Raw genomic sequence first — 14,748 nt, 5'->3', positions numbered from 1 at the left:
GTTCTCCACTCACGCGCCGTACCGGCGCCTTGCCGCCATGGGACTGATTTCCTCCGTGCTTGCGCTGTTCGGCTGCGACCAGCAGAAGGTCGACGAAGCCATGAAGAAGGCGGGCGAGGGCGCGCGCTCGGTATGGAACGCCGTCAAGCCCGACAGCGAGCTGTTCAAGGGCATCGTGGTCGGCCAGTCGGGCGAGGACGACGTGCGGCGCCAGGCCGGGCGCCCGGAAATCGTGTGGGAGGAGGACAACGGCGCGCGCCGGCTCGAATACCCGCGCGGGCCCGAGGGCGCCACCACGTGGATGGTGACCATCGGCGCGGACGGCAAGGTCGGCGCCATCGAGCAGGTGCTGACCGCGGAGAATTTCGCGCGCGTGCATGCCGGCATGAGCCGCGACGACATCCGCCGCCTGCTCGGCAAGCCGACCAAGGTGGAAGCGTTCGCGCTCAAGAAGGAAGAGGTGTGGGGCTACCGCTGGTGGGAGAGCTCGCAGGACAAGGCCTTCTTCAACGTGCACTTCGACGCCGCCGGCAAGGTGACGCACACCTCGCGCAGCGACGATCCGTCGAAGATGCAGGGCGGCTAGCTAGGCCGGCGGCGCGGCGGGGGCGGCCTGCGTCGCCTGGGCGGCATCGCGGGCAGCGCGCCCGGCCAGCAGCACGCCCGCGCGGGCGCAGGCCGCGGCCAGCGTGTCGCAGCAGTTCTCGGGGCCCATGCGCTCCAGGAAGCCGGCGCGCCGCATCAGCGAGAACACCTGCGCGGCGGCGTTGCACACCACCAGCGTGCCGCCGCGGCGCGCCAGCGTGCGGCGCAGCGCGTCGAGCGTGTCCAGCCCGGTGGTGTCCAGCGCCACCAGCTTGCCCACTTCCAGGATCAGCACCGCCGGCGCCGGCTGGCTGCGGTCGCGCGGGTCGATCAGCGCTTCCACCTTGTTGACCGCGCCGAAGAACAGCGCGCCGGTCATGCGGTAGGCCTGCACCTCGCCCGCCGGCAGCGCGCCGCCGGGCGCCGGCGGCAGCTCGGCCGGCGCGATCGGCTCGATCTGCGTCAGCGAGGCCATGCGGTAGATGAAGAACAGGCAGGCCAGCACCAGCCCCACCTGCACCGCCACGGTGAGGTCGAACACCACCGTCAGCACGAAGGTGCCGAGCATGATGATGCGGTAGTTGTTGCTGAAGCGCTTGAGGTGCGCCAGCCCGAACACGTGCCATTCGCCCATGTTCCACGCCACGTAGAGCAGGATGGCGGCCAGCGTGGCCAGCGGGATGGCGCTGGCCAGCGGTGCCGCCGCCAGCATGATCACCAGCAGCGTGGCGGCGTGGATGATGCCGGCCACCGGCGTGCGTCCGCCGCTGCGCACGTTGGTGACGGTGCGGGCGATGGTGCCGGTGGCCGGCAGCCCGCCGAAGAACGGCGTGACGATGTTGGCGATGCCCTGCGCCATCAGTTCCTGGTTGGGGTCGTGGCGGTCGTCGATGAGGCTGTCGGCCACGCGCGCGCACAGCAGCGACTCGATCGCGCCGAGCAGCGCGATGGTCAGCGTGGGCGCCAGCAGCTGCTGCGCCAGCTGCCAGCTCAGGTGCGGCAGCGCGAACGGCGGCAGGCCCTGCGGGATGCCGCCGAAGCGCGTGCCGATGGTCTCCACCGGCAACTCCAGCAGCGCGTTGGCCGCGGTGGCCAGCACCAGCGCCACCACCGTGCCGGGCACCATCGACAGGACCCGGCTCCAGCGCCCGGGCGCTGCCGGCGGCTGCGCCGGCGCGGCATGCCGGCGCCGGTCCGCCAGCCGCGCGAGGCGCGACCAGCCCGCCACCACCGCCAGCGAGCCCAGCGCGAGCGCCACCGTGGGCCACGATATGGTCGGCAGCGCCTGGCCCAGCACGCGCATCTGCGAGAGGAAGTCGCCCGGCAGCTTGCCGGTGCGCAGGCCGAGGAAGTCGCCGATCTGCGACACCATGATCAGCACCGCGATGCCGTTGGTGAAGCCGATCACGATGGCCACCGGAATGAAGCGCACCAGCGTGCCGAGCCGGAACAGCCCCATCGCGAACAGCAGCATCCCCGCCAGGATGGTGGCGATCAGCAGGTTGGCCACGCCGTAGCGCGCCACGATGCCGTAGACGATGACGATGAAGGCGCCGGCGGGGCCGCCGATCTGCACCGGCGAGCCGCCCAGCGCGGCGATCAGGAAGCCGGCGATGATGGCGGTAAACAGGCCGGCCTGGGGCGGCAGGCCCGAGGCGATGGCGAAGGCCATCGCCAGCGGCAGCGCCACCACGCCCACGGTCAGGCCGGCGGCGAGGTCCTTGGCGAAGGTGGCGCGGTCGTAGTCCCGCAGGCTGTCGCGCAGGCGCGGGTGGAAGGCGGCGAGGGGAAAGGGCTGGCGCAGGCGTGGGCCGCTGCGCGGGGTACCGGCGACGGGAGCGTGGCCGGGAACGCTGTCGGGCATGCCAGGGACTCCATCAACGCCCTTGTGGGGCAGGAATGCAGTATGGGCTTGCCGGCGCGGTGTCGTCAATCGCCGGTGCCGGCCGCCGCGCGGCGGCCGGCCCGCGTGGCGCGCGGGCGCGCTCGCCTGCGCACCGGCGCGCGCTCAGCGGATGCGCATGCCGGGCACGGCGCCGTCGTGCGGCTCCAGGATCCACAGGCCCGGCGTGGCCTTCTCGTCGGCGGCCGAGGCGGCCAGCACCATGCCTTCGGACAGGCCGAACTTCATCTTGCGCGGCGCCAGGTTGGCCACCATCACGGTCAGCTTGCCGACCAGCTGCTCGGGCGCGTAGGCCGACTGGATGCCGGAGAAGACGTTGCGGGTCTTGCCTTCGCCCGCGTCCAGCGTGAGCTGCAGCAGCTTGTTCGAGCCTTCCACCTTCTGGCAGGCCACGATCTTCGCCACGCGCAGGTCCACCTTGGCGAAGTCGTCGATGGTGATGGTCTCGGCGACCGGCTCGATCGCGGCGGCGCCGGCATCGGCGCCGGCCGGCGCGGCGGCCTGCAGCGAGTCGCGGTTGGCGGCCAGCAGCGCGTCGACCTGCTTGGCGTCCACGCGCGTCATCAGGTGCGAGTACGGCTGCACCGGGCGCGCGGCGCTCAGCTGCTTGTCGATCGCGCGCCAGTCGAGCGGCTCGACGTTGAGGAAGCGCTCCACGCCGGCGGCCATCTGCGGCACCACCGGCTTGAGGTAGACGGTGAGCAGGCGGAACGCCTCGAGCGAGACCGAGCAGGCCGCGTGCAGCGCGGCGCGCCTGGCGTCGTCGCGCGCCAGTTCCCACGGCTTCTCGGTGTCGACGAAGGCGTTGACCGCGTCGGTCAGCTCCATCACCAGGCGCAGCGCCTTGCTGTACTCGCGGCTTTCATAGAGCTGCGCGACCTGCGGCGCGGCCTCGCGCAGCTGCTTGAGCAGCGGGTGCGCGAGCGCGGCCTCGTCCACCGCGCCGTCGAAGCGCTTGACCAGGAAGCCGGCGGCGCGGCTGGCGATGTTGACGTACTTGCCGATCAGGTCGCTGTTGACGCGCGCGATGAAGTCCTCGAGGTTCAGGTCGAGGTCTTCCATGCTGGCGTTGAGCTTGGCGGCGAAGTAGTAGCGCAGCCATTCCGGGTTCATGCCGGTGTCGATGTAGCTCTGCGCGGTGATGAAGGTGCCGCGCGACTTGCTCATCTTGGCGCCGTCCACGGTCAGGAAGCCGTGGGCGAACACGTTGGTCGGCGTGCGGTGGCCCGAGAAGCGCAGCATGGCCGGCCAGAACAGCGTGTGGAAGTAGAGGATGTCCTTGCCGATGAAGTGGTACTGCTCGGCGGTGGAGTGCGGGCCGACCCAGGCGTCGAAGTCGATGCCTTTCTTTTCGGCCAGGTTCTTGAAGCTGGCGTAGTAGCCGATCGGCGCGTCCAGCCACACGTAGAAGTACTTGCCGGGCGCGCCCGGGATCTCGAAGCCGAAGTAGGGCGCGTCGCGCGAGATGTCCCAGTCCGACAGCGTGGAGGCCTCGCCCTCGGCGCCGAGCCATTCCTGCATCTTGTTGGCGGCTTCCGGCTGGGCCAGGTCGGCCACCCACTCGCGCAGGAAGGTCTCGCAGCGCGGGTCGGACAGCTTGAAGAAATAGTGGGCCGACGACTTGCGCACCGGCGTGGCGCCCGACACCACCGAGTACGGGTTCTTCAGGTCGGTGGGCGCGTAGGTGGTGCCGCACACCTCGCAGGAATCGCCGTACTGGTCCTTGGCGCCGCATTTCGGGCACTCGCCCTTGATGAAGCGGTCCGGCAGGAACATGTTCTTGACCGGGTCGTAGAACTGCTCGACCTCGCGCTCGGCGATCAGGTCTTCGGCCTTCAGCGCCAGGTAGATCTTCTCGGAAAGCTGCTTGTTCTCGTCCGAGTCGGTGCTGTAGTAGTTGTCGAACGACACCAGGAAGCTGTCGAAATCGCGCTTGTGCTCGCTCCAGACGCGGTCGATCAGCTGCTTGGGGGTGATGCCTTCCTTCTCGGCGCGCAGCATCACGGGCGTGCCGTGCGTGTCGTCGGCGCCCACGTAGTAGACCTCGTTGCCCATCATGCGCTGGAAGCGCACCCAGATGTCGGTCTGGATGTACTCCACCAGGTGGCCGATGTGGATCTGGCCGTTGGCGTATGGCAGGGCAGAGGTGACGAGGATGCGACGTGCGGTCATGGATGGTGCCGGTCAGGGGTAAACGGGGAAAGCGGGCACGCGCGGCGGGAGGCCGGCGCGCACCGTGAGACGGCTATTCTAGCAAGCGGGGCCGCAGGCGCGGGTGGCGCGCGGCGGACCGGTGGCGGACAGGACGGTGGCGGGGAGGGCCGGCGCGGCTTTGTAGTGACTTATATGCCACTTGTAGAGCTGCGGGCAAAAAAAGCGCCGGTCAGAACCGGCGCAGCTTTCCACAACGGAAAAGGAGGAGAAATCAGGTACCGCCCGGGAGGTCAGTCACCCATCGCGAGCCAGCAACGGTGACAAGCGGTACCTGTTTCTATGACTGCATCACCCTTGAATTGGTTTCAAAAAAATTTCCACGCGGCGATTCTGCGCGCGTCCCGCCTCGGTCGCGTTGTCCGCGATCGGCTGCGTCTGCCCGCGGCCCTCGGCCGCCAGGCGGTTGCGCGCGACGCCGCGGTCACCCAGGTAGCCGGCCACGCTCTGCGCGCGGCGCTGCGACAACTGCATGTTGTAGCTCGGGTTGCCGGTGCTGTCGGTATGGCCGACCACGGTGGCGGCCACGTCCGGATGCTGGTTGAGGGTCTGGGAGACCTGGTCGAGCACCGCGCGGAACGACGGCTTGATGGTCGAGCTGTCCGTGTCGAACGTCACCTGGCTCGGGATGTTCACCTTCAGCGAGCCGTCCGGCTGCTCGGTGATCTGCGTGCCGGTGCCGGCGGTGTCCTTGTTCAGCTTGCCGCGGATCGCGTTCCAGTTGTAGCCGGTGGCGCCGCCCAGGGCGCCGCCCACCGCCGCGCCGACCAGCGTGCCGGTGGTGTTGCCGCCGATCAGGTTGCCCAGCCCGGCGCCGACCGCGGCACCCACGCCGGTGCCGACCGCGGTCTGGGTGCCTTGTTCGGTGGCGCAGCCGGCAGCGAGCACGGCGACGGTGGCGAGGCTGACGAGCTTGAGTTTCATGCTTTCTCCTTCAGGACGAATCGTTGTTGGCTGGTTTTTTGACACGGTGCGCACCACAACGCTAGAAATAACGCGGAAGGCACGTGAATACAAGTATCCGGTGGTCCGCGCCGGGCGGCGTTTCTGGCGCACTACAATAAGGACATGAAGCCGGGCGCACAAGCGCAAGCCTGTGACAGTTGTAAGTGCGTGTAATTCCATGCGCGGCGCATGGGCTTGTCGGCCGCGCGCCACCCTCGGCGGGCGCGTGGTCCATACTTTGATACAGTACGCGCCTTCCCCCACATCCAGCAGCGGAGATTGTCTTGAGCCTCACCATCGACCAGGTTACCGAAGTCCTGCGCACCGTGATCGACCCGAACACGGGCCGGGATCTGGTGTCCACCCGCTCGGCGCGCAACGTGCGCGTCGATGGCGGCGACGTGTCGCTGGAAGTGGAACTGGGTTATCCCGGCAAGAGCCAGCTCGAGCCGATCCGCCAGGCGGTGCTTGCTGCGTTGCAGCAAATCCCGGGCCTGGCCAATGCCAGCGTGACCGTGACCAGCAAGATCGTGTCGCACGCGGTGCAGCGCGGCGTCAAGCTGCTGCCCGGCGTCAAGAACGTGATCGCCGTGGCTTCCGGCAAGGGCGGCGTGGGCAAGTCCACCACCGCCGTCAACCTGGCGCTGGCGCTGTCCGCCGAGGGCGCGCGCGTGGGCATGCTCGACGCCGACATCTACGGCCCCAGCCTGCCGATGATGCTCGGCATCACCGGCCGGCCCGAGTCGTCGGACGGCCAGACGATGGAGCCGCTCGAAGGCCACGGCCTGCAGGCCAACTCGATCGGCTTCCTGATCGAGCAGGACAACCCGATGGTGTGGCGCGGCCCGATGGTGACCTCGGCGCTGGAGCAACTGCTGCGCCAGACCAACTGGCACGACCTCGACTACCTGATCGTCGACATGCCGCCGGGCACCGGCGACATCCAGCTCACGCTGTCGCAGAAGGTGCCCGTCACCGGCGCGGTGATCGTCACCACGCCGCAGGACATTGCGCTGCTGGACGCCAAGAAGGGCCTCAAGATGTTCGAGAAGGTGGGCATTCCCATCCTCGGCATCGTCGAGAACATGGCGGTCTACTGCTGCCCGAACTGCGGCCACGTCGAACATATCTTCGGCGAGGGCGGCGGCGAGAAGATGTGCGAGGACTACCACGTGGACCTGCTCGGCAGCATGCCGCTGAACCGCTCGATCCGCGAGCAGGCCGACACCGGCCGCCCGACCGTGGTGGCCGATCCCGACAGCCCGGTGGCGGAGCTGTACCGGGCGATGGCGCGCAAGGTGGCGGTCAAGGTGGCCGACCGCGCGCGCGACATGAGCAGCAAGTTCCCCAGCATCGTGGTGCAGAACACCTGAGCGGCGTCCGGCGGGCCGGCCCGGGCGGGCGTCCGCCGCCTGTCCGCCACCTGCCCGCCGGCGCGCGCCATCGGGCGGCAAACTCTCGCCGGCACGTCACATTGCGGCGGTACAATCGGCCGCACAACACCGTGAGAGGAGGTTCTGCATGAAGCATGTACGCGTACTTTTCTGCCTGGCGGCAGTGGGCGCCCTGGCCGGCTGCGGCAGCATGGACATCGGCGGCGACAGCGCCGTGGCCAAGCTCGACGCCAAGAGCGGCACCGCCACGCAAGGCACCGTGACCTTCACCCAGCGCGGCGACCGCGTGCTGGTCAAGGCCGACGTGAGCGGCCTGCCGCCCAACACCGAACACGGCTTCCACGTGCACGAGAAGGGCGATTGCTCGAGCCCCGATGCCATGAGCGCCGGCGGCCATTTCAACCCGACCGGCAAGCCGCACGGCTCGATGTCGATGCCCGACCACCATGCCGGCGACATCAACAACCTGCGGGCGGACGCCAGCGGGCGCGCCCAGGCCAGCTTCGAGCTGACCGGCGTGACCGTGGCCCCCGGCCCCACCAGCGTGGTCGGCCGCGCCGTGGTGGTGCACAAGGACCCGGACGACTACCGCACCCAGCCGACCGGCAACTCCGGCGGGCGCGTCGCCTGCGGCGTCATCGCCAAGTCCTGACGGGCGGGCGCGGGAAGCGGGGCGCGCCGTCCCGGCTTCCCGCGCCGCTCCCCGCGCCGGCCACAGTCGCTCACGGCCGCTCCCGGCTGGCCTTCCGGTCCGGTCCTGGCCTGGTTCCGGCCCGATCCGAGCCCGATTGGCGCCTGATTCCACTCCGGCTCACTTCCCCGATGCCCGCGCGCCGGAAGCGCTTCCGATTGGTTGTACAATGCGGGCCATCGCGAGGCCCCGGCAGGTCCGGCGTGCCGTGAGCAAATGCGAGCAGCGTTCCCGGCTGCCCGGCGCGGCAACGCCGCCGGCCGCGCCCGAGCCTGCCCGCATTTGTTCATCCCGGTACCCATATGAGCATCAAATCCGACAAGTGGATCCGCCGCATGGCGGAGCAGCACGCCATGATCGAGCCGTTCGAGCCCGGCCAGGTACGGGAGTCCGACGGCCGCAAGATCGTTTCCTACGGCACCTCGAGCTACGGCTACGACATCCGCTGCGCCGACGAATTCAAGATCTTCACCAACATCAACAGCACCATCGTCGATCCCAAGAACTTCGACGAGAAGTCCTTCGTCGACTTCAAGGGCGACGTCTGCATCATCCCGCCCAACTCGTTCGCGCTGGCGCGCACGATGGAGTATTTCCGCATCCCGCGCAGCGTGTTGACCATCTGCCTGGGCAAGAGCACCTACGCGCGCTGCGGCATCATCGTCAACGTGACCCCGTTCGAGCCGGAATGGGAAGGCTATGTCACGCTGGAGTTCTCCAACACCACGCCGCTGCCCGCCAAGATCTACGCCGGCGAGGGCTGCGCCCAGGTGCTGTTCTTCGAAAGCGACGAGATCTGCGAGACTTCCTACGCCGACCGCGGCGGGAAGTACCAGGGCCAGCACGGTGTCACACTGCCGAAGACCTGATCGCTTTACAATGCGCGCGTCGCGGCATGCGCCGGCTCCCGAGTGAGCGCCGGCGGGCCGCGCGCCAAGCCCGAACGTCGAGCCACATGCCGCCCAGGGGAGAGCGTCCCCGGGCCATGTGGCTCAAGTCCTTCCTGCCGTCCAAGGATGCCCTATGAAATTCCGCTTTCCCGTCATCATCATCGATGAAGACTTCCGCTCCGAGAACATTTCCGGCTCGGGCATCCGTGCGCTAGCGCAGGCCATCGAGCAGGAAGGCATGGAGGTCATGGGCCTGACCAGCTACGGCGACCTGACCTCGTTCGCGCAGCAGTCCAGCCGCGCTTCGTCGTTCATCGTGTCGATCGACGACGACGAATTCGTCAGCGAGGACGACCGCCCCGAAGCCGCCGCCATCGAGAAGCTGCGCGCCTTCGTCAACGAAGTGCGCCGCCGCAACACCGACCTGCCGATCTTCCTGTACGGCGAGACCCGCACCTCGCGCCATATCCCCAACGACATCCTGCGCGAGCTGCACGGCTTCATCCACATGTTCGAGGACACGCCGGAGTTCGTGGCGCGCCACATCATCCGCGAGGCGCGGGTCTACCTGGATTCGCTGGCGCCGCCGTTCTTCAAGGCGCTGATCGCCTACGCGCAGGACAGCTCGTACTCGTGGCACTGCCCGGGCCACTCGGGCGGCGTGGCGTTCCTCAAGAGCCCGGTCGGCCAGGTGTTCCACCAGTTCTTCGGCGAGAACATGCTGCGCGCCGACGTCTGCAACGCGGTGGACGAGCTCGGCCAGCTGCTCGACCACACCGGCCCGGTGGCGGCCTCGGAGCGCAATGCCGCGCGCATCTTCAACTCCGACCACATGTATTTCGTCACCAACGGCACCTCCACCTCGAACAAGATGGTGTGGCATGCCAACGTGGCGCCGGGCGACATCGTGGTGGTGGACCGCAACTGCCACAAGTCGATCCTGCACGCGATCATGATGACCGGCGCGATCCCGGTGTTCCTGATGCCCACGCGCAACCACTACGGCATCATCGGCCCGATCCCGAAGAGCGAGTTCGACCCCGAGACCATCCGCCGCAAGATCGCCGCGCACCCGTTCGCCAGCCTGGCGAAGAACCAGAAGCCGCGCATCCTGACCATCACCCAGGGCACCTACGACGGCGTGCTGTACAACGCCGAGCAGATCAAGGAAATGCTGGCGACCGAGATCGACACGCTGCATTTCGACGAAGCCTGGCTGCCGCACGCGGCGTTCCACGAGTTCTACCGCGACATGCACGCGATCGGCCGCGACCGCCCGCGCAGCAAGGACGCGCTGGTGTTCGCCACGCAGTCCACGCACAAGCTGCTGGCCGGCCTGTCGCAGGCCTCGCAGATCCTCGTGCAGGACTCCGAGACGCGCAAGCTGGACCGCTACCGCTTCAACGAGGCGTACCTGATGCACACCTCGACCAGCCCGCAGTACTCGATCATCGCCTCGTGCGACGTGGCCGCGGCGATGATGGAAGCGCCGGGCGGCACCGCGCTGGTGGAGGAAAGCATCCAGGAAGCGATCGACTTCCGCCGCGCCATGCGCAAGGTCGAGGGTGACTACGAAGCCGGCAACAACGGCGACTGGTGGTTCAAGGTGTGGGGCCCCGACGCGCTGGTCGAGGACGGCATCGGCGACCGCGAGGAATGGATGCTCAAGTCCAACGAGCGCTGGCACGGCTTCGGCGACCTCGCCGACGGCTTCAACCTGCTCGACCCGATCAAGGCCACCATCATCACCCCGGGCCTGGACGTGGACGGCGAGTTCAGCGAGCGCGGCATCCCGGCGGCCATCGTCACCAAGTACCTGGCCGAGCACGGCATCATCATCGAGAAGACCGGGCTGTACTCGTTCTTCATCATGTTCACCATCGGCATCACCAAGGGCCGCTGGAACTCGCTGGTGACCGAGCTGCAGCAGTTCAAGGACGACTACGACCAGAACCAGCCGCTGTGGCGCGTGCTGCCCGAGTTCGTGGCCAAGCATCCGCAGTACGAGCGCATGGGCCTGCGCGACCTGTGCGACGCCATCCACAGCGTCTACAAGGCCAACGACGTGGCGCGCGTGACCACCGAGATGTACCTGTCGGACATGGAGCCGGCGATGAAGCCGTCCGACGCCTGGGCCATGATGGCCCACCGCGAGATCGAGCGCGTGGCCGTGGACGAGCTCGAAGGCCGCGTCACCGCCATCCTGCTCACGCCGTACCCGCCGGGCATCCCGCTGCTGATCCCGGGCGAGCGCTTCAACCACATCATCGTGCAGTACCTGAAGTTCGCGCGCGACTTCAACAAGCTGTTCCCCGGCTTCGAGACCGACATCCACGGCCTGGTGGAGGAAGAGACCGACGGCGGCGGCAGGGCGTATTTCGTCGACTGCGTGAAGCAGGTTCGCTGAGGCTGGCCGGCAGCAGGAGCCTCCCCGGCATCCCAAGGGCCTCGCGCGAGCGAGGCCCTTTCCATTGGCAATCCGCCCGCCGGCAAGCCGCGCGGGAATGCGCTAGAGTGGCGCCTGAATCGCCGCGGCCCGGCGGCATGTGGAAATCCCATCGGACGGAGTGAGCATGGCTTCAGCGCGTAGAGTGGAATTGACTGAGTTCGGCGGCGTCGAGGTGATGCGGCTGGTGACGGCCGACCTGCCGGCGCCGGCGGCGGGCGAGGTGCAGTTGCGCCAGACCGCCGTCGGCTTCAACTACATCGACGTGTACCAGCGCGCGGGCAAGTATCCGCTGCCCAACCCGACCGGCCTCGGCCACGAGGCCGCCGGCGTGATCGAGGCGGTGGGCGAGGGCGTGGCGGACCTGCGCGCGGGCGACCGCGTGGTCTACATGAACGCCGGCATCGGCGCCTACGCCGGGCGCCGCAACGTCGCCGCCGACAAGGTAGTGAAGCTGCCCGACGGCATCGACGACGTGGCCGCCGCGGCAGTCTTCTTCAAGGCCATGACCGCGCAGTACCTGGTGAAGAAGACCCATCGCGTGCAGTCCGGCGACATCGTGGTCGTGCATGCCGCCGCCGGCGGCGTGGGCCAGATCCTCGCCAGCTGGGCCAAGGCGCTCGGCGCCACGGTGATCGGCACGGCCGGCTCGCCAGCCAAGTGCGAGGTCGCGCGGGCGGCCGGCTGCGATGCCGCCATCGACTATTCGCAGGCGGACTGGGTGCGGCAGGTGATCGACGCCACCGGCGGGCGCAAGGCGCGCGTGGTCTACGACTCGGTTGGCCAGCACACCTTCATGGGCTCGCTCGACTGCACCGCGCCGTTCGGGCTGGTGGCGCTGTACGGCGCGGCATCGGGCCCGGTCGCGGCGTTCGAGCCGGAGCTGCTCAACAAGAAGGGCTGCCTGTTCCTGACGCGGCCCTCGGTGTTCCCGCACAACGCCGACACCCAGACCTTCCGCGCCAACGCGGCGGACGTATTCCAGGCCATCGAACAGGGCGCGATCCGCGCCACCATCGGCGCGCGCTATCCGCTGGAGCAGGTCGCCGAGGCGCACCGTGCGGCCGAGGCGCGCGCCACCACCGGCGCGATCGTGCTGCTGCCCTGAGCGGCCGGGCGCGGCGGGTAAAGAAAAAGGTCCCGCGTGCGGGACCTTCGGATTGCCGGCAAAGCCAGCATGCCGCCTGTGTTCTCCCCTCGCCCATTTCATGGGAGAGGGGAGCAAACCTCCGACAGCCTGAAAGCCACGCCGCGCGACCCTTGTCCGCGCAGGACACCCATCCCGCTCACTTCTTCTTGTCGAACTCGAACTGCGGCGCGGCCGGCTCGTCCTGCGCCGGGGCCGAGGGCAGCTCGAGCGTGCCGGCGCCGCCGGCCGCGCCCGAGGGCGGCGCCGAGGCTCCGCCGCTGTCGCCGCCGAGCGGGATCGACACCTCCGCCGCGTTGCTATGGTGCAGCGAGCCCTTGTCGAGGAACATCGTGACCATGCCCGGCCAGAACATCACCATCACCACCATGATGAGCTGCAGGCCGACCCAGGGCAGCGCGCCCCAGTAGATGTCCGCGCTTTTCACTTCCTTGGGGGCGATGCCGCGCAGGTAGAACAGCGCGAAGCCGAACGGCGGGTGCATGAACGAGGTCTGCATGTTCACGCACAGCATCACGCCGAACCACACCAGCGCCGCGGTGGCGGCCGCCTCCGGGTTGCCGCCCATCGAGTCGGCCACCACCGGCGCCAGCACCTTGACCGCGACCGGGGCCAGCATCGGCACCACGATGAAGGCGATCTCGAAGAAGTCGAGGAAGAACGCCAGGAAGAAGATGAACAGGTTGACCACCAGCAGGAAGCCGATCCAGCCGCCCGGCAGCGAGGTGAACATGTGCTCCACCCACGCGCCGCCGTCCACGCCCTGGAACACCACCGAGAAGCAGGTCGAGCCGATCAGGATGAACACCACCATCGCCGTGATGCGCGCGGTGGACTGGTAGGCGTCGACGATCAGCACGCGCAGGTCGGTCAGCTGCCCGGCGCGCAGCAGCAGCCAGGCGATGACGAGGTAGACCACCGCCAGCGGAATGCGGAACAGGTGCGAGCCGAAGGCGAAGAAGCCGGCCACGATGGCGATGCCGGTGGCGGCGATGGCGGTGCGGTAGAGCGCGCGGTCGAGCTTGCCGAAGCCGGGGTTGCGCAGCACCGCCAGCACCAGCGCGCCGACCGCGCCCATCGCGCCGGACTCGGTGGGCGTGGCGATGCCCAGCATGATGGTGCCCAGCACCAGGAAGATCAGCACCGCGCACGGCACGATGCCGCGCAGGCACTTGCGCCACAGCGCCCAGCCGCGCAGCGTGCGTTCTTCCGCCGGCACCGGCGGCAGCCAGTCCGGCTTTATGCGCGCGAGCACGAAGGTGTAGAGCGCGAACAGCGCGATCTGCACCACCGACGGGCCCCACGCGCCCAGGTACATGCTGCCCACGTCGGCGCTGCCCATCGGCGTCTTGAGCTGGTCGGCCAGCACCACCAGCACCAGCGACGGCGGCACCAGCTGCGTGATGGTGCCCGACGCCGCCAGCACCCCGGTGGCGTACTTCATGTTGTAGCGGTAGCGCATCATCACCGGCAGCGAGATCATCGCCATCGCGATCACCTGGGCCGCCACCGTGCCGGTGATGGCGCCGAGGATGAAGCCGACGATGATGACCGAGTAGCCCAGGCCGCCGCGCACCGGGCCGAACAGCTGGCCCATCGAGTCGAGCATGTCCTCGGCCAGCCCGCACTTCTCGAGGATCGCACCCATGAAGGTGAAGAACGGGATCGCCAGCAGCAGCTCGTTGGCCAGCACGCTGCCGAACACGCGGCTCGGCACCGCCTGCAGGAAGCTGACCGGGAAATAGCCCCACTCGATGGCGAGGAAGCCGAACGCGAGGCCGACCGCCGACAACGAGAATGCGACCGGGAAGCCGATCAGCATGAATACCACCAGGCCGCCGAACATGAGCGGCGGCATATATTCCAACGGAATCATCATTGCACCGGCCTCTCGTATTTCGATTCGATGCGCACCAGCCCCTTGAGGGCGGCAATGCGCTTGATCAGTTCGGACACGCCTTGCAGGCCGAGCAGGGCGAAGCCGAGCGGCACCACCAGCTTGATCGGGTAGCGCGGCAGGCCGCCGGAGTTGCCGGATTGCTCGAGGATGCGCCACGAGGGCAGGAACAGGGACTCCCACGACAGCCACGCGAACAGCGCGCACGAAGGCAGCAGGAAGACGACGATGCCGAAGATGTCGATCCAGTGCTGCGCGCGCTCGGACACGTTGCCGTAGATCAGGTCCACGCGCACGTGCTCGTTGCGCTGGAACGTGTACGACGCGCCGAACATCACGGCGATGGCGAACATGTACCACTGCAGTTCGAGCGGCCAGTTGTCGCTGAGGTTGAAGCCGTAACGCAGCAGGGCGTTGCCCGCGCTGATCAGGCACGACAGCAGGATCATGATGTTTGCAAGCCTGCCCGTGTGCTGATTCAACCTGTCGATCTGCCGTGACAGACCAAGCAAGTAGTACATGGGTTGTCTCCCCCTGTTTTTGCGCCGATTAGTTTATCTGTAACAAAATGCATCGGCGCTTGGGGCTAATACCTACCGCATTGCGCAAAGATCGGCGGCGCGAACCGGCGGCACAAAT

The 14,748-nt window shown here is 68.2% G+C and carries 11 protein-coding genes; 6 read left to right on the top strand and 5 right to left on the bottom strand.

All coding sequences use genetic code 11. From position 1 onward, the window contains the following. The first annotated feature begins 37 nt into the window (after positions 1-37). A complete protein-coding gene (bamE, locus tag ACWTPI_RS15775; protein WP_029043882.1) occupies positions 38-586 on the top strand; it encodes an outer membrane protein assembly factor BamE domain-containing protein in 549 nt (182 codons plus the stop codon). On the opposite strand, the gene ACWTPI_RS15770 is transcribed toward bamE, so the two are convergent. The 3 genes from ACWTPI_RS15770 to ACWTPI_RS15760 form a co-directional block, all read right to left on the bottom strand. Then, positions 587-2,449 (bottom strand): SulP family inorganic anion transporter, encoded by a 1,863-nt coding sequence (locus ACWTPI_RS15770; protein WP_020204339.1) that lies wholly within the window; start codon positions 2,447-2,449, stop codon positions 587-589. Positions 2,450-2,593: 144 nt separating this feature from the next. Continuing rightward, on the bottom strand, positions 2,594-4,660 hold the full coding sequence (gene metG / locus ACWTPI_RS15765; protein WP_020204340.1) for a methionine--tRNA ligase: 2,067 nt from the start codon (positions 4,658-4,660) through the stop codon (positions 2,594-2,596). Positions 4,661-4,990: 330 nt separating this feature from the next. Next, the gene (locus tag ACWTPI_RS15760) at positions 4,991-5,623 is read right to left on the bottom strand and encodes an OmpA family protein (protein WP_020204341.1); all 633 of its coding nucleotides are present in this window, start codon (positions 5,621-5,623) and stop codon (positions 4,991-4,993) included. A gap of 305 nt (positions 5,624-5,928) precedes the next feature. Between ACWTPI_RS15760 and apbC the strand changes: the two genes are divergently transcribed. The 5 genes from apbC to ACWTPI_RS15735 all read left to right on the top strand — a co-directional run bounded on the left by apbC (position 5,929) and on the right by ACWTPI_RS15735 (position 12,173). Then, the gene (apbC, locus tag ACWTPI_RS15755) at positions 5,929-7,017 is read left to right on the top strand and encodes an iron-sulfur cluster carrier protein ApbC (protein ID WP_020204342.1); all 1,089 of its coding nucleotides are present in this window, start codon (positions 5,929-5,931) and stop codon (positions 7,015-7,017) included. A 148-nt stretch (positions 7,018-7,165) separates the two neighbouring features. After that, a complete protein-coding gene (locus ACWTPI_RS15750) occupies positions 7,166-7,690 on the top strand; it encodes a superoxide dismutase family protein (protein ID WP_059411096.1) in 525 nt (174 codons plus the stop codon). Positions 7,691-8,031: 341 nt separating this feature from the next. Beyond that, entirely contained in the window at positions 8,032-8,598 is a 567-nt protein-coding gene (gene dcd, locus ACWTPI_RS15745; protein WP_020204344.1) for a dCTP deaminase, read from the top strand. A 154-nt stretch (positions 8,599-8,752) separates the two neighbouring features. Beyond that, positions 8,753-11,026, top strand: coding sequence for an arginine/lysine/ornithine decarboxylase (locus ACWTPI_RS15740; RefSeq protein WP_020204345.1), 2,274 nt, complete (start codon positions 8,753-8,755; stop codon positions 11,024-11,026). A 166-nt stretch (positions 11,027-11,192) separates the two neighbouring features. Beyond that, the gene (locus ACWTPI_RS15735; RefSeq protein ID WP_454732114.1) at positions 11,193-12,173 is read left to right on the top strand and encodes a quinone oxidoreductase family protein; all 981 of its coding nucleotides are present in this window, start codon (positions 11,193-11,195) and stop codon (positions 12,171-12,173) included. A 178-nt stretch (positions 12,174-12,351) separates the two neighbouring features. Here the strand turns inward: ACWTPI_RS15735 and ACWTPI_RS15730 are convergent, their stop codons facing one another. Then, positions 12,352-14,088 carry a TRAP transporter large permease gene (locus ACWTPI_RS15730; RefSeq protein ID WP_029043885.1) on the bottom strand — a complete coding sequence of 579 codons (1,737 nt, stop codon included), beginning with the start codon at positions 14,086-14,088 and terminating at the stop codon, positions 12,352-12,354. Continuing rightward, positions 14,088-14,630, bottom strand: coding sequence for a TRAP transporter small permease subunit (locus ACWTPI_RS15725; protein WP_029043886.1), 543 nt, complete (start codon positions 14,628-14,630; stop codon positions 14,088-14,090). The genes ACWTPI_RS15730 and ACWTPI_RS15725 overlap by 1 nt, the downstream gene beginning before the upstream one ends. Positions 14,631-14,748: the final 118 nt, after the last annotated feature.

Source organism: Cupriavidus ulmosensis (genome assembly GCF_977008105.1).
This window is presented reverse-complemented; position numbering and strand designations above follow the sequence as displayed.

Excerpts from the sequence above, each read along its gene's own strand:
- bamE (WP_029043882.1), top strand. The coding sequence starts at position 38 with ATGGGACTGATTTCCTCCGTGCTTGCGCTGTTCGGCTGCGACCAGCAG.
- ACWTPI_RS15770 (WP_020204339.1), bottom strand. The coding sequence starts at position 2,449 with ATGCCCGACAGCGTTCCCGGCCACGCTCCCGTCGCCGGTACCCCGCGC.
- metG (WP_020204340.1), bottom strand. The coding sequence starts at position 4,660 with ATGACCGCACGTCGCATCCTCGTCACCTCTGCCCTGCCATACGCCAAC.
- ACWTPI_RS15760 (WP_020204341.1), bottom strand. The coding sequence starts at position 5,623 with ATGAAACTCAAGCTCGTCAGCCTCGCCACCGTCGCCGTGCTCGCTGCC.
- ACWTPI_RS15750 (WP_059411096.1), top strand. The coding sequence starts at position 7,166 with ATGAAGCATGTACGCGTACTTTTCTGCCTGGCGGCAGTGGGCGCCCTG.
- dcd (WP_020204344.1), top strand. The coding sequence starts at position 8,032 with ATGAGCATCAAATCCGACAAGTGGATCCGCCGCATGGCGGAGCAGCAC.
- ACWTPI_RS15740 (WP_020204345.1), top strand. The coding sequence starts at position 8,753 with ATGAAATTCCGCTTTCCCGTCATCATCATCGATGAAGACTTCCGCTCC.
- ACWTPI_RS15735 (WP_454732114.1), top strand. The coding sequence starts at position 11,193 with ATGGCTTCAGCGCGTAGAGTGGAATTGACTGAGTTCGGCGGCGTCGAG.
- ACWTPI_RS15730 (WP_029043885.1), bottom strand. The coding sequence starts at position 14,088 with ATGATTCCGTTGGAATATATGCCGCCGCTCATGTTCGGCGGCCTGGTG.
- ACWTPI_RS15725 (WP_029043886.1), bottom strand. The coding sequence starts at position 14,630 with ATGTACTACTTGCTTGGTCTGTCACGGCAGATCGACAGGTTGAATCAG.